The sequence below is a fragment of the Methylobacterium sp. D48H genome (genome assembly GCF_053345715.1).
On record NZ_JBKFAP010000016.1, the window covers coordinates 16942 to 32779 of the forward strand.

Annotated in this window: 11 protein-coding genes; 6 read left to right on the plus strand and 5 right to left on the minus strand. The window is 73.5% G+C overall.

From position 1 onward, the window contains the following. The first annotated feature begins 11 nt into the window (after positions 1-11). Complete coding sequence (locus tag ACLBX8_RS21755) at positions 12-899, plus strand: 3-keto-5-aminohexanoate cleavage protein (protein ID WP_447715731.1); 888 nt, start codon at positions 12-14, stop codon at positions 897-899. A gap of 262 nt (positions 900-1161) precedes the next feature. Further along, positions 1162-2391, plus strand: a complete 1230-nt coding sequence (locus ACLBX8_RS21760) for an ABC transporter substrate-binding protein (RefSeq protein WP_447715732.1) — start codon at positions 1162-1164, stop codon at positions 2389-2391. Between the two features lie 158 nt (positions 2392-2549). On the opposite strand, the gene ACLBX8_RS21765 is transcribed toward ACLBX8_RS21760, so the two are convergent. Then, positions 2550-3440, minus strand: coding sequence for an aldo/keto reductase family oxidoreductase (locus ACLBX8_RS21765; protein WP_447715733.1), 891 nt, complete (start codon positions 3438-3440; stop codon positions 2550-2552). 92 nt (positions 3441-3532) lie between these two features. Here ACLBX8_RS21765 and ACLBX8_RS21770 point away from each other — a divergent pair, with 92 nt between their 5' ends. Continuing rightward, positions 3533-4453 (plus strand): LysR family transcriptional regulator, encoded by a 921-nt coding sequence (locus ACLBX8_RS21770; RefSeq protein ID WP_447715734.1) that lies wholly within the window; start codon positions 3533-3535, stop codon positions 4451-4453. Here ACLBX8_RS21770 and ACLBX8_RS21775 read toward each other — a convergent pair. The 3 genes from ACLBX8_RS21775 to ACLBX8_RS21785 all read right to left on the minus strand — a co-directional run bounded on the left by ACLBX8_RS21775 (position 4437) and on the right by ACLBX8_RS21785 (position 10419). Continuing rightward, positions 4437-7598, minus strand: a complete 3162-nt coding sequence (locus tag ACLBX8_RS21775) for an autotransporter domain-containing protein (protein ID WP_447715735.1) — start codon at positions 7596-7598, stop codon at positions 4437-4439. The two genes, ACLBX8_RS21770 and ACLBX8_RS21775, sit on opposite strands and share 17 nt — an antisense overlap. Before the next feature lie 411 nt (positions 7599-8009). Beyond that, positions 8010-9788: a methanol/ethanol family PQQ-dependent dehydrogenase gene (locus ACLBX8_RS21780; protein WP_091680204.1), complete on the minus strand. Its 1779-nt coding sequence runs from the start codon at positions 9786-9788 to the stop codon at positions 8010-8012. Positions 9789-9822: 34 nt separating this feature from the next. Beyond that, entirely contained in the window at positions 9823-10419 is a 597-nt protein-coding gene (locus ACLBX8_RS21785) for an LOG family protein (protein ID WP_091925932.1), read from the minus strand. Positions 10420-10646: 227 nt separating this feature from the next. On the opposite strand from ACLBX8_RS21785, the gene ACLBX8_RS21790 reads away from it, so the two are divergent. Further along, complete coding sequence (locus ACLBX8_RS21790; protein WP_447699205.1) at positions 10647-12143, plus strand: LysM peptidoglycan-binding domain-containing protein; 1497 nt, start codon at positions 10647-10649, stop codon at positions 12141-12143. Positions 12144-12153: 10 nt separating this feature from the next. On the opposite strand, the gene ACLBX8_RS21795 is transcribed toward ACLBX8_RS21790, so the two are convergent. Continuing rightward, positions 12154-13488 carry an aminotransferase-like domain-containing protein gene (locus tag ACLBX8_RS21795; RefSeq protein ID WP_091680198.1) on the minus strand — a complete coding sequence of 445 codons (1335 nt, stop codon included), beginning with the start codon at positions 13486-13488 and terminating at the stop codon, positions 12154-12156. A gap of 104 nt (positions 13489-13592) precedes the next feature. Between ACLBX8_RS21795 and ACLBX8_RS21800 the strand changes: the two genes are divergently transcribed. Both ACLBX8_RS21800 and ACLBX8_RS21805 read left to right on the plus strand, forming a co-directional pair. Continuing rightward, positions 13593-13787: a DUF1127 domain-containing protein gene (locus ACLBX8_RS21800; RefSeq protein ID WP_447715736.1), complete on the plus strand. Its 195-nt coding sequence runs from the start codon at positions 13593-13595 to the stop codon at positions 13785-13787. 87 nt (positions 13788-13874) lie between these two features. Then, entirely contained in the window at positions 13875-15797 is a 1923-nt protein-coding gene (locus ACLBX8_RS21805; protein ID WP_091680197.1) for an ABCB family ABC transporter ATP-binding protein/permease, read from the plus strand. Positions 15798-15838 lie beyond the last annotated feature (41 nt).

Sequence of the window (15838 nt, forward strand, 5' to 3'; positions counted from 1 at the left end):
GGAGCACACACATGGCGAGCACGACCGTCATCACCTGCGCCCTCACGGGCTCCTTCGACACGCCGCGGAAGAACCCGGCCGTGCCGGTGAGCCCGGAGGCGATCGCCCGATCAGCCCTCGAGGCCGCCGCCGCCGGGGCGGCCGTGGTCCACATCCACGTCCGCGACCCCGAGACGGCCGCGCCGAGCATGGAGCTCGCCCATTACCGCGAGGTGGTGGAGCGGATCCGCGAGAAGAACGACGCCGTGATCCTCAACCTGACCACGGGGGCGGGAGGCCGGTTCGTGCCGGGCGACCCCGACCCGTCGGTCGCCGGCCCGGGCACGACCTTCGTGGGACCGGAGGTCCGCACCCGGCATGTCGGCGCGCTGCGGCCGGAGATCTGCACCCTCGACATCGCCACGATGAATTTCGGCGAGCACCTGTTCCTCAACACCCCCGGCCACCTGCGGGCGATGGCGGGCCACATCCGCGACGCGGGCGTGAAGCCCGAGATCGAGGTGTTCGATCTCGGCCAGATCGAGCTGGCCCGGCACCTGATCGCCGAGGGGCATCTGGCGCGCCCGCCGCTGTTCCAGATCTGCCTCGGCATCCCCTGGGGGGCGCCCGCGACGCCGGAGGCCCTCGTGGCGATGCGCGCCCGACTGCCGGAGGACGCGGTCTGGTCGGCCTTCGGCATCGGCCGGGAGGAGTTCCCGATCCTCGCGGTCGCCGCCGGCATGGGCGGCAACGTCCGCGTCGGGCTGGAGGACAACCTGTACCTGTCCCGGGGCACGCTCGCGCCGAGCAACGCCGCCCTGGTGGAGAAAGCCGTGAGCCTTCTGGCCCATCTCGACCGGGAGCCGGCCACGCCCGATCAGGCGCGGGCGATCTTCGGATTGGCGCCGCGGGGCGGTTGAGAGGCCGATCGCCGCCGCTCCCCGTCATCGCGCGCGCAGCGAAGTGACCCAGGGCAGCGCGACCTCGGCGAGCGTGGTGCTGCTGGATTGCTTCGCTCCGCTCGCAAAGACGGGGGCAGCACCTCGCGAAGGCTGCCCCTGACGGATCGCCGGCATCCTCACGCGCACCCGTTTCAGCCGCGGACCGCCACGGATACTCTGCCTTCGGAAACATTCCGAGCGGCGATCAACGCCGCCGGGTGGACACGACAGGGAGAGAGACATGACGCTCCGCCACCGCGCCGCGGCGCTGCTCGGGAGCTTGTGCGCGCTCGGCGCCGGCGCGGCGCTCGCGGCCGACCTCGTGCCGGTGAAGATCGGCGTGCTGAACGACCGCTCCGGCGTCTACTTCGACTCCACCGGCGAGGGCTCGGTGGTCGCCGCCCGCATGGCGGTCGAGGATTTCAAGCCGGAGGCGCACGGCCTGAAGGTCGAGGTCGTCGCCGCCGACCACCAGAACAAGCCCGATGTCGGCGCCTCCATCACCCGGCAATGGTACGACCGCGACGGCGTCGACGCGGTGTTCGACGTGCCGACCTCCTCGGTGGCGCTCGCCATCGCGCAGATCACCAAGGAGAAGAACAAGGCCTTCATCAACTCGGGCGGCGGCACCGCCGACCTCACCGGCCCGGCCTGCACGCCCAACACCGTGCACTGGACCTACGACACCGCGGCGCTGGCCAACGGCACCGGCAAGGCCATCCTCAAGCGCGGCGGCAAGTCCTGGTACTTCATCACCGCCGACTACGCCTTCGGCCTCGCCCTGGAGCGCGACACCAAGGCGGTGGTGGAGAAGAACGGCGGCAAGGTCGTCGGCGGCGTGCGCACGCCGTTCCCGAACCCGGACTTTTCCTCGTTCCTCCTCCAGGCCCAGGCCTCGGGCGCGCAGGTGATCGGGCTCGCCGATGCCGGGCTCGACGCCGCCAACGCCATCAAGCAGGCGCACGAGTTCGGCATCCGCCAGGGCGGCCAGACGCTCGCCGCCCTGCTGATCGCCATCACCGACATCCACTCGCTGGGCCTGGACGTGGCGCAGGGCCTCGCCTTCACCGCCTCGTTCTACTGGGACCTCAACGACGGCACCCGGGCCTTCGCGGAGCGGTTCGAGAAGCGCATGCCCGGCAAGAAGCCGACCTCTTACCAGGCGGGCGTCTACGCCAGCACGCTGCACTACCTGAAGGCGGTGGCGGCCCTGCACTCGGCCAAGGACGGCGCCGCCGTGGTCGCCAAGATGAAGGAGATGCCGACCGACGACCCGCTGTTCGGCAAGGGCACGATCCGGCCGGACGGGCGCAAGATCCACCCGATGTACCTGTTCGAGGCCAAGGCGCCGTCCGAGTCGAAGGGCGCGTGGGATCTCTACAAGGTGCTGGAGACGATCCCGGCCGAGCAGGCCTTCCGCCCGATGAGCGAGGGCGGCTGCCCGATGGTGGCCGGCATGACGGCGAAGTAGGCCTCGGGTCTCTCTTTTCCGCACCGCCGTCCTTGCGAGCGGAGCGAAGCGATCCAGACGGCGCGACGCCCGCCGTCGTCGCGCTGCCCTGGGTCACGTCGCTGCGCTCGCGATGACGGTGAGGGAGACCGCAACCGAGGCGTCCGGACGGGAACCGTTCACGCCGCCCCGATCCGATCCAGCGCCGCCATCGCCTCATCCGGGAGCGCGAGCGTGGCCGCCGCGAGGTTCTCGCGGAGGTGGCCGAGGGACGACGTCCCCGGGATCAGCAGGATGTTGGGCGACCGGCGCAGCAGCCACGCCAGCGCCACCTGCATGGGCGTCGCGCCCAGCCCGGCCGCCACCGCCGACAGGGTGTCCGACTGCAGCGGGCTGAACCCGCCCAGGGGGAAGAACGGCACGTAGGCGATCCCGGCCGCCGCCAGATCGTCGATGAAGGCGTCGTCGCCCCGATGGGCGAGATTGTACTGGTTCTGCACGCAGACGATGTCGGTGATCCGCCGCCCGTCCGCGACCTGCCGGGGCGTCGCGTTGCTCAGGCCGATCCGGCGGATCAGCCCCTGGCGCTGGAGATCCGCCAGCACCGTCAGCGGCGCCTCGATCGAGCCTTCCGCGGGGCCGTGGACGTCGAACATCAGGCGCAGGTTGACCACGTCGAGGGCGTCGACGCCGAGGTTGCGCAGGTTGTCGTGGACCGCCCGGGTGAGGTCCGCGGCCGAGAAGGCCGGGTTCCACGAGGCGTCGGCCCCGCGCGTGGCGCCGACCTTGGTGACGATCACGAGCCCGTCCGGGTAGGGGTGCAGCGCCTCGCGGATGATCTGGTTGGTGATGTGCGGCCCGTAGAAGTCGCTCGTGTCGATGTGGTCGACCCCCGCCGCCACGGCCGCGCGCAGCACCGCGACCGCCGCCGCGCGGTCCTTCGGCGGTCCGAACACGCCGGGCCCGGCGAGCTGCATGGCCCCGTAGCCGAGCCGCTTCACTTTCCGGCCGCCGAGGGGGAAGGTCCCGGCCTGCGCGATGTCGGCGGTGATGGCGGTGATGGCGGTCATGACGGATCTCCTGTTGGCGCTCCGGATGTAGACGCCACGCTTTGCGCCGATAAGCCGTAACAATCGGCACGGGCCGTGCGGATTCTCGAACGATGACCCAGGATCTCACGGACCTCGCCGCCTTCGTGACCGTGGCGCGGGCCGGCGGTTTCCGCGAAGGCGCCCGCGCCGGCGGCGGCAGCGCGTCGCGCCTCAGCGAGGCGGTGCGCCGGCTGGAGGCGGGCCTGGGGGTACGCCTCCTGAACCGCACCACCCGCAGCGTCGCGCCGACCGAGGCGGGGGCCCGCCTGCTGGAGCGGCTCGGGCCGGCGCTCGCCGAGGTGGAATCCGCCCTCGACGTGGTGAACGGGTTCCGCGACCGTCCCGCGGGCACGCTCCGGCTCAACGTGCCGCTGAGCGCTGCCCGGCTGGTGCTGCCGGCGCTCGTGCCGCCCTTCCTGGCGGCCTACCCGGAGATCCGCCTGGAAGTGGTGGTCGAGGACGGGTTCGTGGACGTGCTGGCGGCGGGCTGCGACGCCGGCATCCGCTACGACGAGCGGCTGGAGCAGGACATGATCGCCGTGCCGATCGGCCCGCGGCGGCAGCGCTTCGCCACCGCGGCGGCGCCCGCCTATCTCGAGAAGCGCGGCCGGCCGGAGCACCCGCGGGATCTCCTGGGCCATGCCTGCCTGCTCGGGCGCTTCCCCAGCGGCGCCCTGACGGCGCCGTGGGAGTTCGAGCACGACGGCACCATCGTCCGGGTGGACCCTTCCGGGCCTCTGATCGTGCGGGTCGCCGCCAGCGACCTCGCGGTCGAGGCGGCGGTCGCCGGCACCGGGATCGTCCACCTGTTCGAGGACTGGCTGCGGCCGCAGCTCGCGAGCGGCGCCCTGGTGCCGGTGCTGGAGCCCTGGTGGCAGGTCTTCTCCGGCCCGTTCCTCTACTATCCCGGCCGGCGGCACCTGCCGGCGCCGCTGCGCGCCTTCGTGGACTTCGTCGGCGCGCAGGCGTCGCGCGCTAGAACCGCAGGGTGAAGCGGCCCGTCACGGCCTGATCCTGGGCGCGGGCTCCGGTCTGGCCCGTGTAGGCCACGCCCAGGCTCGCGTCCGGCGCCACCGCCAGGTCCAGGCCCACCTGCGCCACCAGCGCGTCCCGGGCGATCGGCACGCCCGCGCTCAGGAAGGCCGGGCCGCCCGCCCCGAAGGCCAGCAGAGCCGTAGGCACGACGTCGCCGAACGCGCGCCGGTAGCCGACGAGACCCCGCAGCGTCACCGGCAGGCCGAGGCCCAGGTCCAGGCGCGCCTGCGCCCGCACGCCCACCGTCGCCGCGCCGAGGTCGTAGTCCCGCGCGAAGCTCGCCAGCGCCGCCGCGCCCCCGGCCTCCGCGAAGGCGCCGCGCCGGATGCCGACATAGGCCCCGCCCGCGAACGGCTCGACGAAGCGCGCCGCCGGCGTGCCCAGCGCGATCCTCCAGCCGATCTCGCCGAAGCCCTGCACCGTGGAGCCGCCGCCGTGCCCGCTCAGCGTGTCGGACAGGCCGTACTGCACCGCGCGGCGGGTGCGCGCGTCCGTGTCGGCGTAGAGCGCGCCGAGCCGCAGCGACAGCGGGCCGAGCTCGTAGCCGCCGTACAGGCCGCCGAACCCGCTCCTGAGCGTCGCGCTCTCCGCCCGGCTCGCGCCGCCCGCCCGGCCCGCGCTGTCGAGGAAGGCCTCCGTGTAGCCCCCGACCGCGCCGAAGCGCAGCCCGCCGGGGAGCCGCACGTCCGCGCCGGCCGCGAAGCCGGCGATCTGCCGGTCGAGGTCGAACGCGTTGCCGCCGCCATCGGCCGTGCCGAAGGCGCCGAAGCCCTGGCCCCAGAGCCCGAACACCTGCGGGTCGAGGGTGCGCACCGGCACGGTCGCCACCACCGGGGCCCGGCCGGGCAGGTCGGCCGCGTCGGCGGCCGGCAGGGCGCCGGCGTCGAGCCCGGCACCGGGATCGCCCCAGCGCAGGCGGTCGAGCACCGCCTCGCGCACGAAGAAGGCGGTCTCGTAGGCGGTGGACACGGTGCCGGCGTGGATGTCGCCGGCCAGCGCCCGGAAGCCGCTGCCGGCCTCGTTGGCCGTGAAGGCGACCGCCGCGTCGTAGAGCCGGCCGGCGCCGATCGCCTGGATCGCGTTGGCGGCGGCCGCGCCGTTGCGCGAGGTGGCGCTGGCGGCGAAGGGCACGTCGTTGCGGGTGAGCGTCAGGTCGACCGCGTCGGTCCGGTAGCGCAGGCCCGGGTTGAGGAAGGCGAGGTTCGCGGTCACGCCGGCGAACCGGCCGGAGACGCCGCCGGCGGCGGAGAGGATCGTGTAGGTGGTGCGCGGGTTGTAGGCGCCGGAGGCGGCGCGCACCTGGACGGTGCCGCCCGACAGGGTGGCGGTGCCGGTGGCGGCGATCCGGTCGGCCCGGCCGGCGGCGTCGGCCTCGACCCGGTAGGTCGAGCCCGGCGCGAAGCCGACGTTGCCGGCGACCGTGAGCGTGCCGATGGAATTGCCCGGCGCCACCGTGGCGCCCGCGAGCGCGACGATCCCGCCCAGCGTGCCCGAGCCGCCGAGCTCGGCCCCCGGCAGCACCGACACGACCGAGTGGGCGAGGCCGCCGTTCACGACGAGCCGACCGGCCTGCACGGCGGTGGCGCCCGTCAGCGTGCTGAGCCCCGTGAGCGTGAGGGTGCCCGCCCCGGTCTTAATCAGGGTCCCGGAGCCCGAGACGGCGTTGGCCAGCGTCCCGTCGGTCGATTGATCCACGACGAGCGCCGCGTCGTCGACGATGGCGCCCGTGCCGAAGGCGCCGGCATGGCCGACGAGCGTCCCGCCGCCGATCGTCGTGCCGCCCGCGTAGGTGTTGGCGCCGGTCAGGACCAGCGTCCCGCTGCCGAGCTTCGCGAGGCCGCCCGCGCCGCCGATGTCGTTGCGCCAGACGTCGTAGGCCGAGAACCCGCCCCGGGCCGCGTCCATCGTGACGGTGACCGTGCCGTTGAAGGCGCCGTAGCCGTCGGCGGCGGCGAACAGGTTGATGCGGTCGTAGCCCAGCCCGTTGTCGAGGAAGCCGCCGGAGGGCAGCTCCGTGGTCGCGATCACGTCGCGGCGCTGCGCCGCCGTGAGGTAGGGAAAGCGGGTCGCGAGCAGCGCCTCGGCACCCACGGGGACCACCGGCGGACGGTCCGTAGGCCCGACCGGAGGCAGGCCGTAGGTCAGGCGCGCCGTGTAGGCGGCCTTGTTGCGCGCGTAGTCGGAGAACCGGTCGGTGGCCGGATCCAGGAGCGCGTGGGCGCACCGCTCCAGCGGGCCGCCGCAGGCCTGGCTCAGGTAGCTCTGCGCCTGCGCGAAGGCCTGGCCCAGCAGGGCCGCGTTCGCCGGGTCGTTGAGCGCCCGGATGGCGAAGTAGGTCGCCAGCACGCGGCCGCCGATCACGTCGGTGGGCGAGTGCATGCCCGCCTCGATCCGGTTGTCGCCGAGCTCGCTCGCGCGGGTGAGCAGTTCCTGGAACCGCTGCGGGACCGCGTAGGCCAGGGCCAGGGCCGACAGGTAGGCGGCGTTGGTGTGGCCGCTCGGGAAGCCGCCGTCCGTCGCGGGGGTCGGGCTCTTCTCCGGTCCAAGGGAGGGCGGCACGACGAGGCCGAGGCCCTGGCCGTCCAGGCTCTGCCGCCAGGGGCGCGGATAGCTGTAGGCGTCCTTGGCCGGGCCGGTGGAGGCGTTGGTCCGGAACACGTTGACCAGCTGCACGACCTTCCCGAGGGGCGACGTCGTCACGCCGGCACCGGTCCCCTGGTCGACGTACTGCACGCGCGACGTGGTCGCGTCGAAGGCCGGGATCGTGGTGGTCGCCCCCGATCCCGCCAGATAGGCCCGCGTCAGCGGCCCGAGGCCGTCGATGACGCTGTAGCTCTGGTTGCGGCGGTCGTCGTAATAGGCGGCGATCTCCTGCGCGCCGGTCCGCTCCCGCGCCCGCTCGGCGACGATCTGGATGTTGCGCAGCAGGAGGGGCGCCCCGAGCGCCGTGGGCGATCCGGTGTCGTATGTCCGTCCGGGGATCCAGATCCGCCGGAAACCCGACAGGATGTCGACGCCGTTGCCGGCTGTCTGCGCCTGGGCGCCCGGACCGAGCAGCACGACCGCCAGCGCGGCGAGTGAGACCCCATATCCTCGTGTCATGACGCGCTCCCCGACACCGCCCCGTCCGGCCGGTCGCGCGCCCCATATCCAAGATCATCGAGGTCAGATCGTCATAGTTCGTTCAAAATCGGACGCATTTTCGATTCGTATCCTCTGAGCAACACTCTGTGAGGCGGCTTATTTCTTATAACTATATTTGAGAAATTGGAATTTTTACTTCTGAATTTGCCCGAACAGCACTTCTGACCGGTCATCGATCGCCGTGAGCGGCGCGGCCGCGTCTGGATAGGCCCGCCCGAGACCGGCCACCGGCGCCGGTGGCGGGGTCATGCGGGACAGGAGAGGCGGCCCGGGATGCGTCCAGCCAGACCCGGCGCGGGAGTGCCTCGGAAGGTCAGGGAGATGCCGTGCGAATCGCCCGGCGGCGCGTGCGGACGCCGCCGGGGCGGCTCACTGCGGCAGTTCGAACACCGTGAGCTGCCCGCCCGGCGCCGTGTACTGCGACAGGGCCGCGTAGCCCCCCACCGCCCCCGAACCGTCCGCGGGGTCGGTCAGCCCGGCCGCCAGGCCGATCCCGGCCCAGCCGCCGACCCCGGACAGCACCGCGACGTACTGCTTGCCGCCGTGCAGGTAGGTGGTGACGTTGCCGACGATCCCGGATGGGGTCTTGAACCGGTACAGCTCGTGCCCGTCCCGCGCGTCGACCGCCTTCAGGTAGCCCTCCAGCGTGCCGTAGAAGACCACGTTGCCCGCCGTGGCGAGCGCCCCCGACCAGACCGAGAACGGCTCCGGGATCGTCCAGGCGATCCGGCCCTTCGCGCCGTCCCAGGCGATGAACGCCCCGGTCCGATCCGAGCCCTCGGGCGGGTGCAGGGTGAGCGTCGCGCCGACATAGGGCTGGCCGGGCGTGTAGGTGACCCGGAACGCCTCGTAATCCATGCACATGTGGTTGGTCGGCACGTAGAACAGCCGCGTCTTGGCCGAGTAGGCGGCCGGTTGCTGGTTCTTGGCTCCGAGCGCCCCGGGACAGATATTTTTGGTTGCTTCGTCCTCGTCGGCCTCGCCGGGAGCGTAGCGCTTGTCGACCACCGGCTTTCCGTAATCGGGCGCGGCGGGATCCACGCTGATCCGGCTGGCCCAGTTCACCGTGGGGTCGAACTTCTCCGCCACCAGCAGCGCGCCGGTGGCCCGGTCCAGCGTGTAGCCGAAGCCGTTGCGGTCGAAATGAGTCAGCACCTTCCGGGCGCGGCCGTCGATCACCTGCTCGGTGAGGATCATCTCGTTGACGCCGTCGTAGTCCCACTGGTCGTGGGGGGTCATCTGGTAGACCCAGCGGGCGATGCCCGTATCGGCGTCGCGGGCGATGATCGCCTGTGCCCACCGGTTGTCGCCCGGGCGCTGGTTCGGGTTCCAGGTCGAGGGATTGCCGGTGCCGTAATAGACGAGGTTCAGGTCCGGATCGTAGGAGAACCAGCCCCAGCTGCAGGCGCCGCCGGTCCGCCACTGGTCGCCCTCCCAGCTCTTGAGCGAGGAATCGCGGCCGACCGGGCGCCCGAGCTCGGTCGTCGTCTCCGGATCGACCAGCATGTCGGCGTCCGGCCCGGTGGCGTAGGCGCGCCAGAGCCGCCGGCCCGTCGCCTGGTCGTAGGCCGTGACGTGGCAGCGCGCCCCGTACTCGCCCCCCGCGAGCCCGACGATGAGCTTGCCGCGCACCGGCAGGACCGTGGCGGTGTTGGTCTCGCCCCGGCCCGGGTCGCCGTTCCTCACCGACCACAGCACCCGGCCGGTCTCGGGGTCGAGCGCCACCACGGTGGTGTCGGCCTGCTGGAGGAACAACCGCCCGTCCGCGTAGGCGAGCCCCCGGGAGACCGTGTCGCAGCACATCACGGCGATCACGCTCGCGTCCTGCCGCGGCGCGTAGCGCCACAGGATCCTCCCGCCCCGGTCGAGGTCGAGGGCGTAGACCACGTTGGGGAACGGCGTGTGCACGAACATCAGGTGTCCGACCACGATCGGCGCACCCTCGTGGCCGCGCAGGACGCCGGTGGAGAAGGTCCAGGCGACCTTCAGGCGCCCGACATTGCCGGCGTCGATCTGGTCGAGGGCCGAGTAGCGGGTGTTGGCGTAGTCCAGGGTCTGCAGGACCGGCGACGGGCCGGCCGCCGCCGCGGAGGCGAGGCCGGCGAGCGGCAGGGCCGCGAGCAGTGAAGCACGCATCGACGCACGCATCCTCGTGATCCTCATCGCCGCGCGGCGCGCGCACCTACATGCGCTGCTGGACGATGCTCTCGGCCTGGGGGTCCGGCTCGTGGCCGGCCGCGCGGAGCATCGGCACCACCTCGGCCGCCTCGCGCGCGACGAGGTAGCTCAGGTCGAGGCCCTCGCGGATGAAGCCGTGGCCGCGCATGTGCTCGAACAGGGCCAGCAGCGGCGCCCAGAACTCCGCCACCGAGACCAGCACCACCGGCTTCCGGTGGCGCCCGAGCTGCGCCCAGGTCAGCTGCTCGACCAGCTCCTCCAGGGTGCCGATGCCGCCCGGCAGGGTCACGAACGCGTCCGAGCGCTCGAACATCAGGCGCTTGCGGGTGTGCATGTCGGAGACCACCACGGTCTCCTGGATGTCCGCCAGCATGTGCTCGCGCGCCTGGAGGAAATCCGGGATGATGCCGGTGACGTGGCCGCCGGCGGCGAGCGCCGCCCGCGCCACCGTGCCCATCAGCCCGACGTCGCCGCCGCCGTAGACGAGGCCCATCCCGGCCTGCGCGACCGCGGTCCCGAGGGTCTCGGCGGCCTCGCGGAAGGCCGGGTCGCGGCCGAAGCCGGAGCCGCAATAGACACAGACTGTCCTCACCGGAGCCATCCGGCGTCCTCCTCGCGCGTCCGTTGCGAGCCGTCCAGATCGCGCCCCGCGCCCAGCACTCCACGTGCCAAACTGCTGAATTCGCGTGGGATTCACCCGCCTGGGCGGCAGGACGGCTTGGTGTGGGGACCATGTACGGTATTATGGGCGGCGCCGTCGACGGCTTTTCGCGCGGGCGGACGGCCGCCCGCCGGGCGGCGGCAGGATAAGGGGAGGCCTTCGTGGCGATGTCGAGACAGGTGCGGCGCAGTCTCGCCCTGGCGCTGGCCGGCCTTCTCGGCGGACTGGGACTCGTGCTGGCGCTGTTCGGCGGCGACTCCCTGCGGCGGCTCACCGGCCGCGGCGGTCCCGAGCCGTCCGCGTCGTCGGCGCCGAGCGGCAGCCTGCGCAGCCTCGCCGATCCGGGCGCCCTGGCCGGCCGCACCGACCCAACGATCGACTTCCGCGACGACAAGCCGGGCCGGGCGAGCCCGGCGCCGGGGGAGGGCCCCGTGGCGGCGCTCCCGCAGCCCCCCCGCGCCGGCACCCCCGGGGCGCCGCAGGCCGGCACAGCCGGGTCGCAGCAGGCCGGTCCGGGCCAGGACGCGCGCCTGCCGGATGCGGCCGAGGCGCCGCGCTTCGACATCGTCCGCGTCGAGCCGAACGGCGACGCCGTGGTGGCCGGCCGCGGCGCGCCGGACGCCGCGATCGAGATGCTGGTCGACGGCAAGCCCGTGGCCCGGGCGAAGGCCGATTCCAACGGTCAGTTCGCGATCGTGCCGCCGGCCCTGCCGACGGGCGCCAGCACGCTCCGCCTGCGCATGACCGGCGCGGACGGGCGCGCGACCGAGTCGCAGCAGAGCGTCGCGGTGGACGTGGCCCCCGGCCGGGACCGCCAGCCCCTCGTGGCCCTGACCGCCCCGGACGCCGCGACCGTCGTGCTGTCGCAGCCCGGCGCGCCGGGCGCGACGGCCGACGCGAAGGGCGGCGCCAGATCCTCCGGTCCGGCTTCCGAGCCGGGTACCCGGGACGCCGACGCGGCGCGGGCCGGCCGTCCGGCCGGGAGCGGGGAGACCCGCGAGGCCGCGGCGTCCGGGCCGGGACCGACCCGGATCGCCAGCGTGGACGTGCAGGGGAACGGCCGCCTGTTCGTGACGGCCACCGGCACGCCGGGGGCGCGGATCCAGCTCTACCTCAACGACACGATGATCGCCCCGGGCAGCATCGGGCCGGACGGCCGGGCGACCTTCACGATCGGGCGCGGGATCAAGCCCGGGCAGTACCAGGTGCGGATCGACCAGGTCGATCCGGCCACCGGCAAGGTCGCCAGCCGCGCCGCGGTCCCCCTGTCGGTGCCGGAGCCGACGCAGGTCGCCGCCCGGGAGACCGCCGAGTCCGGACCGTCGCCCGCCCAGAGCGGCGCGCGGGATCGTGCCGGCCCCGATCAGGCCGCGCGCGACGGTGCCGACCGGGACCGGCCGGCCGCGGCCTCGCCGCCGGCCGCCGTCTCGAACCCCCAGGTGGCCGACATGGCGGAGCCGGACCGGGTCGGCGCGGTGTTCGTGCCGGAGATCAGCACCGCCCGGATCACCCGCGGCGACAACCTCTGGCGGATCAGCCAGCGCACCTACGGCCGGGGCGAGCGCTACACGGTGATCTACGACGCCAACCAGAACCAGATCCGCGATCCGGACCTGATCTACCCGGGCCAGATCTTCGTGCTCCCCACCGACAAGCGCGGCTGAGCGGCGGCGCCTACTCCACCACCTGGTCGTCGCCCGCGAAGGCCAGCCGGCGCAGGCCGCGCAGCGCCCGGTCGAGCTCCTCCCGCGACGGCGAGGCCAGGGCGAGGCGCACCGCGTTCGGCGCGTGGCCGGGATGGACCGCGAAGGATGAGGCCGGCAGGAGGGCGATGCCCTGGCGCAGGGCCGCGGCCGCGTAGGCCTCGGCCCGCCACGTCTCGGGCAGTTCCAGCCAGAGGTGGTAGGCCTGCGGATCGCCCACGACCCGCAGGTCGGCGAGCGCGGCCCGGGCGAGGGCTTGCCGGGCCGCGGCGTCCCGGCGCTTGGCCTCGGCCAGCGCCGCGGCCGAGCCCCCCGCCATCCAGTGCATGCCGGCCGCGAGCGACAGGCCGAGCACCGTCCAGGCGCCCTGGCGGACGGAGGCGGCGAGCCGGTCGGTGAGGGCAGGCGGCGCGGCGATCAGGCCGACGGTCAGCGCCGGCATCACCCGCTTCGACAGGCTGTCCACGAAGATCACCCGGTCCGGCGCGAGGCCGGCGAGCGGCGGCGCCTCGGCCAGGAAGCTGTAGACCGCGTCCTCGACGGCGGTGAGCCCGGTCCGCTCCAGCACCTCTGCCAGGGCGGCCCGGCGCGCCGGCCCCATCGTGGCGCCGAGGGGGTTGTGCAGGGTCGGCTGGAGATAGACGCCGCTCAGCGGGGTCGCGCGGTGGGCCTGGAGGAGCGCCTCGGGGCAGACGCCCTCCGCGTCCATGGCGAGCGGGATCAGCGTGATCCCGAGCCGCGCCGCGATGCCCTTCACCCCGGGATAGGTCAGGGGCTCGCAGCCGATCCGCTCGCCGGGCGCCGCCAGGGCCGCCAGGGCGGCGGCCAGCGCCTGCCGGCCGTTGCCGGTGAACAGGATGTCGGCGGGATCGGGAGCGTAGCCCGCCCGCGCCAGGAACCCGGCGGCGATCGCCTGCGCCGAGGGCGTGCCCGCGGGCCCGTACTGGGTGAAGCCGATCTGGCCGTCGTCGCGGGCGAGCGCCGCCAGGGTCTCGGCCAGGACCACCTCCTGCTCGGGCAGGCGCGAGTGGGTCCGCTGCAGGTCGAGGGCGGCCGGGGGCGGCTCCGGGCGGAGCAACCCGGCGCGCCCCGGCTCGCTGCGGACGTAGGTCCCGCGCCCGACCTCGCCGGTCACCAGCCCCCGGCGGGCCAGCTCGGCGTAGACCCGGCTCGCCGTCGAGACCGCGATGCCCCGCGCGTAGGCGAAGTCGCGCTGCGGCGGCAGCCGCGCGCCGGGGCGCAGCCGGCCCGCCGCGATGTCGGCCGCGATCGCGTCGGCGACGGTGCGGTAATCCGCGGGGCGCATAATTGCTCCGAGATCAATGTTTCGATTGATCCGATATTTGTATCGGATCAATGCTCCGCCAGCAATCCCGGCCGGACTGCCTTCCCGCCACCGGATCGTCTGCGATGCAAGCCGTCACCCTGTCCTCCTCGCCCGCCGTTACCCGTCCGGCCGCGCGCCCGTCCCTGCTCCGCACGTGGCTGCAGCGGATCCGCACCCGCCGCGCCCTGGCGGCGCTCCACCCCGACCAAGCCCGGGACGCCGGCCTCGAGCCCTGGGACCTGCGCGCCGAGGTCGCGAAGCCGTTCTGGCGGCCGTGAGGCGGGGGCCTGCACGCAGCGCGGGTGCTCCGGCGCGGCAGCGGGCCTATATGCGGGGCCAGGACATCCCGCCCCGCAGAACCCTTCATGACCGACAACACCGCGCCCGCGGCCGGGACGCCGATCCCGGCCGAGCGCCCCGGCCTGATCGCCACCTACCGGCGGCTCTGGCCGCATCTCTGGCCCCACGGCCGGCCCGACCTGCAGCGCCGGGTCTTCCTGGCTTTCGGCCTGCTGCTCGCCGCCAAGCTGGTGACCATGGTGACGCCGTTCACCTTCAAGTGGATCACCGACGCGCTGGTCGCGGCGGTCGGCGGCAAGGACGAGGCCGTGCCCACCGGCCTCCTCGCCGCGCCGATGCTGCTGATCGCCCTCTACGGCCTCTCGCGGATCGCCATGTCGGCGCTGACGCAGGTGCGCGACGGGCTGTTCGCCAAGGTGGCGATGCACGCGGTGCGGCGGCTGGCGCTCCAGACCTTCGAGCACATGCACCGCCTGTCCCTGCGCTTCCACCTGGAGCGCAAGACCGGCGGCCTGACCCGGGTGCTGGAGCGCGGCCGCGCCGGCATCGAGGAGCTGTCGCGCCTGATGGTGCTGACCCTGGTGCCGACCATCGTCGAGTTCGTGCTGGTGCTCGGCGTGCTGGCCTACGAGTTCAACTGGACCTACGCGCTGACCGCGTTCCTGACGGTCGCGGCCTACCTGGCCTTCACCTACAAGGCGACCGAGTGGCGGATCGCGATCCGCCGCCGGATGAACGCCTCCGACACCGACGCCAACACCAAGGCGGTCGACTCGCTGCTCAACTATGAGACGGTGAAGTATTTCGGCGCGGAAGCCCGGGAGGCCGGCCGCTACGACGAGTCGATGGCCAAGTACGAGAAGGCCTCGACGCAGACCTACGTGTCGCTGGCGGTGCTCAATGCCGGGCAGGCGGTGATCTTCACGCTCGGCATGACCGTGGTGATGTGGCTCGCGGCGCGCGACATCCTGGCCGGGCGCACGACGATCGGCGGCTTCGTGCTCGCCAACACCATGCTGGTGCAGCTCGCGATGCCCCTCAACTTCATGGGCATGATCTACCGCGAGATCAAACAGGCGCTGATCGACATCGACGACATGTTCCGCATCCTCGGGCAGAACCCCGAGATCGCCGACCGGCCGGGCGCCGCCCCGCTCGCGGTCGCGGGCGGCACGGTGCGGTTCGAGGACGTGCGCTTCGCCTACAATCCCGAGCGGCCGATCCTGCGCGGCGTCACCTTCGAGATCCCGGCGGGCCAGACCGTGGCAGTGGTGGGACCCTCGGGCGCCGGCAAGTCGACGCTCTCGCGCCTGCTGTTCCGGTTCTACGAGCCGCAAGGGGGCCGGATCAGCGTCGACGGGCAGGACATCGCCGCGGTGACGCAGGCCTCGCTCCGGGCGGCGATCGGCATGGTCCCGCAGGACACGGTGCTGTTCAACGACACGATCGGCTACAACATCCGCTACGGCCGGGCCGACGCCACCGACGCGGAGCTGCGGGAGGCGGCCCGCCTCGCCCAGATCGACCGCTTCGTCTCGGGGCTGCCGGAGGGCTACGACACCCCGGTGGGCGAGCGCGGCCTGAAGCTCTCAGGCGGCGAGAAGCAGCGGGTCGCCATCGCCCGCACGATCCTCAAGGCGCCGCCGATCCTGGTCCTCGACGAGGCGACCTCGGCGCTCGACTCCTTCACGGAGGCCGAGATCCAGGCGGCGCTCGACCGGGTCAGCCGCGGCCGGACCACCCTGGTGATCGCCCACCGGCTGTCGACGGTGGTCAACGCCGACGCGATCCTGGTCCTCGACCACGGCCGCATCGTCGAGCGCGGCACCCACGCCGCGTTGCTGGAGGCCGGGGGCGTCTACGCGGCGCTCTGGGACCGCCAGCGGGAGGCCGACGCCGCCCTGGAGGTGCTCCAGCGCGCCGACGCGCCGGTGCTCCCGCCCCGGACGGGCCACGCCGCCGTGCCGGAGACCGAGGCCGCGGAGTGACCGAAAGGCCACACGCGGTCCGCGCAACGCGGCCGGGACGC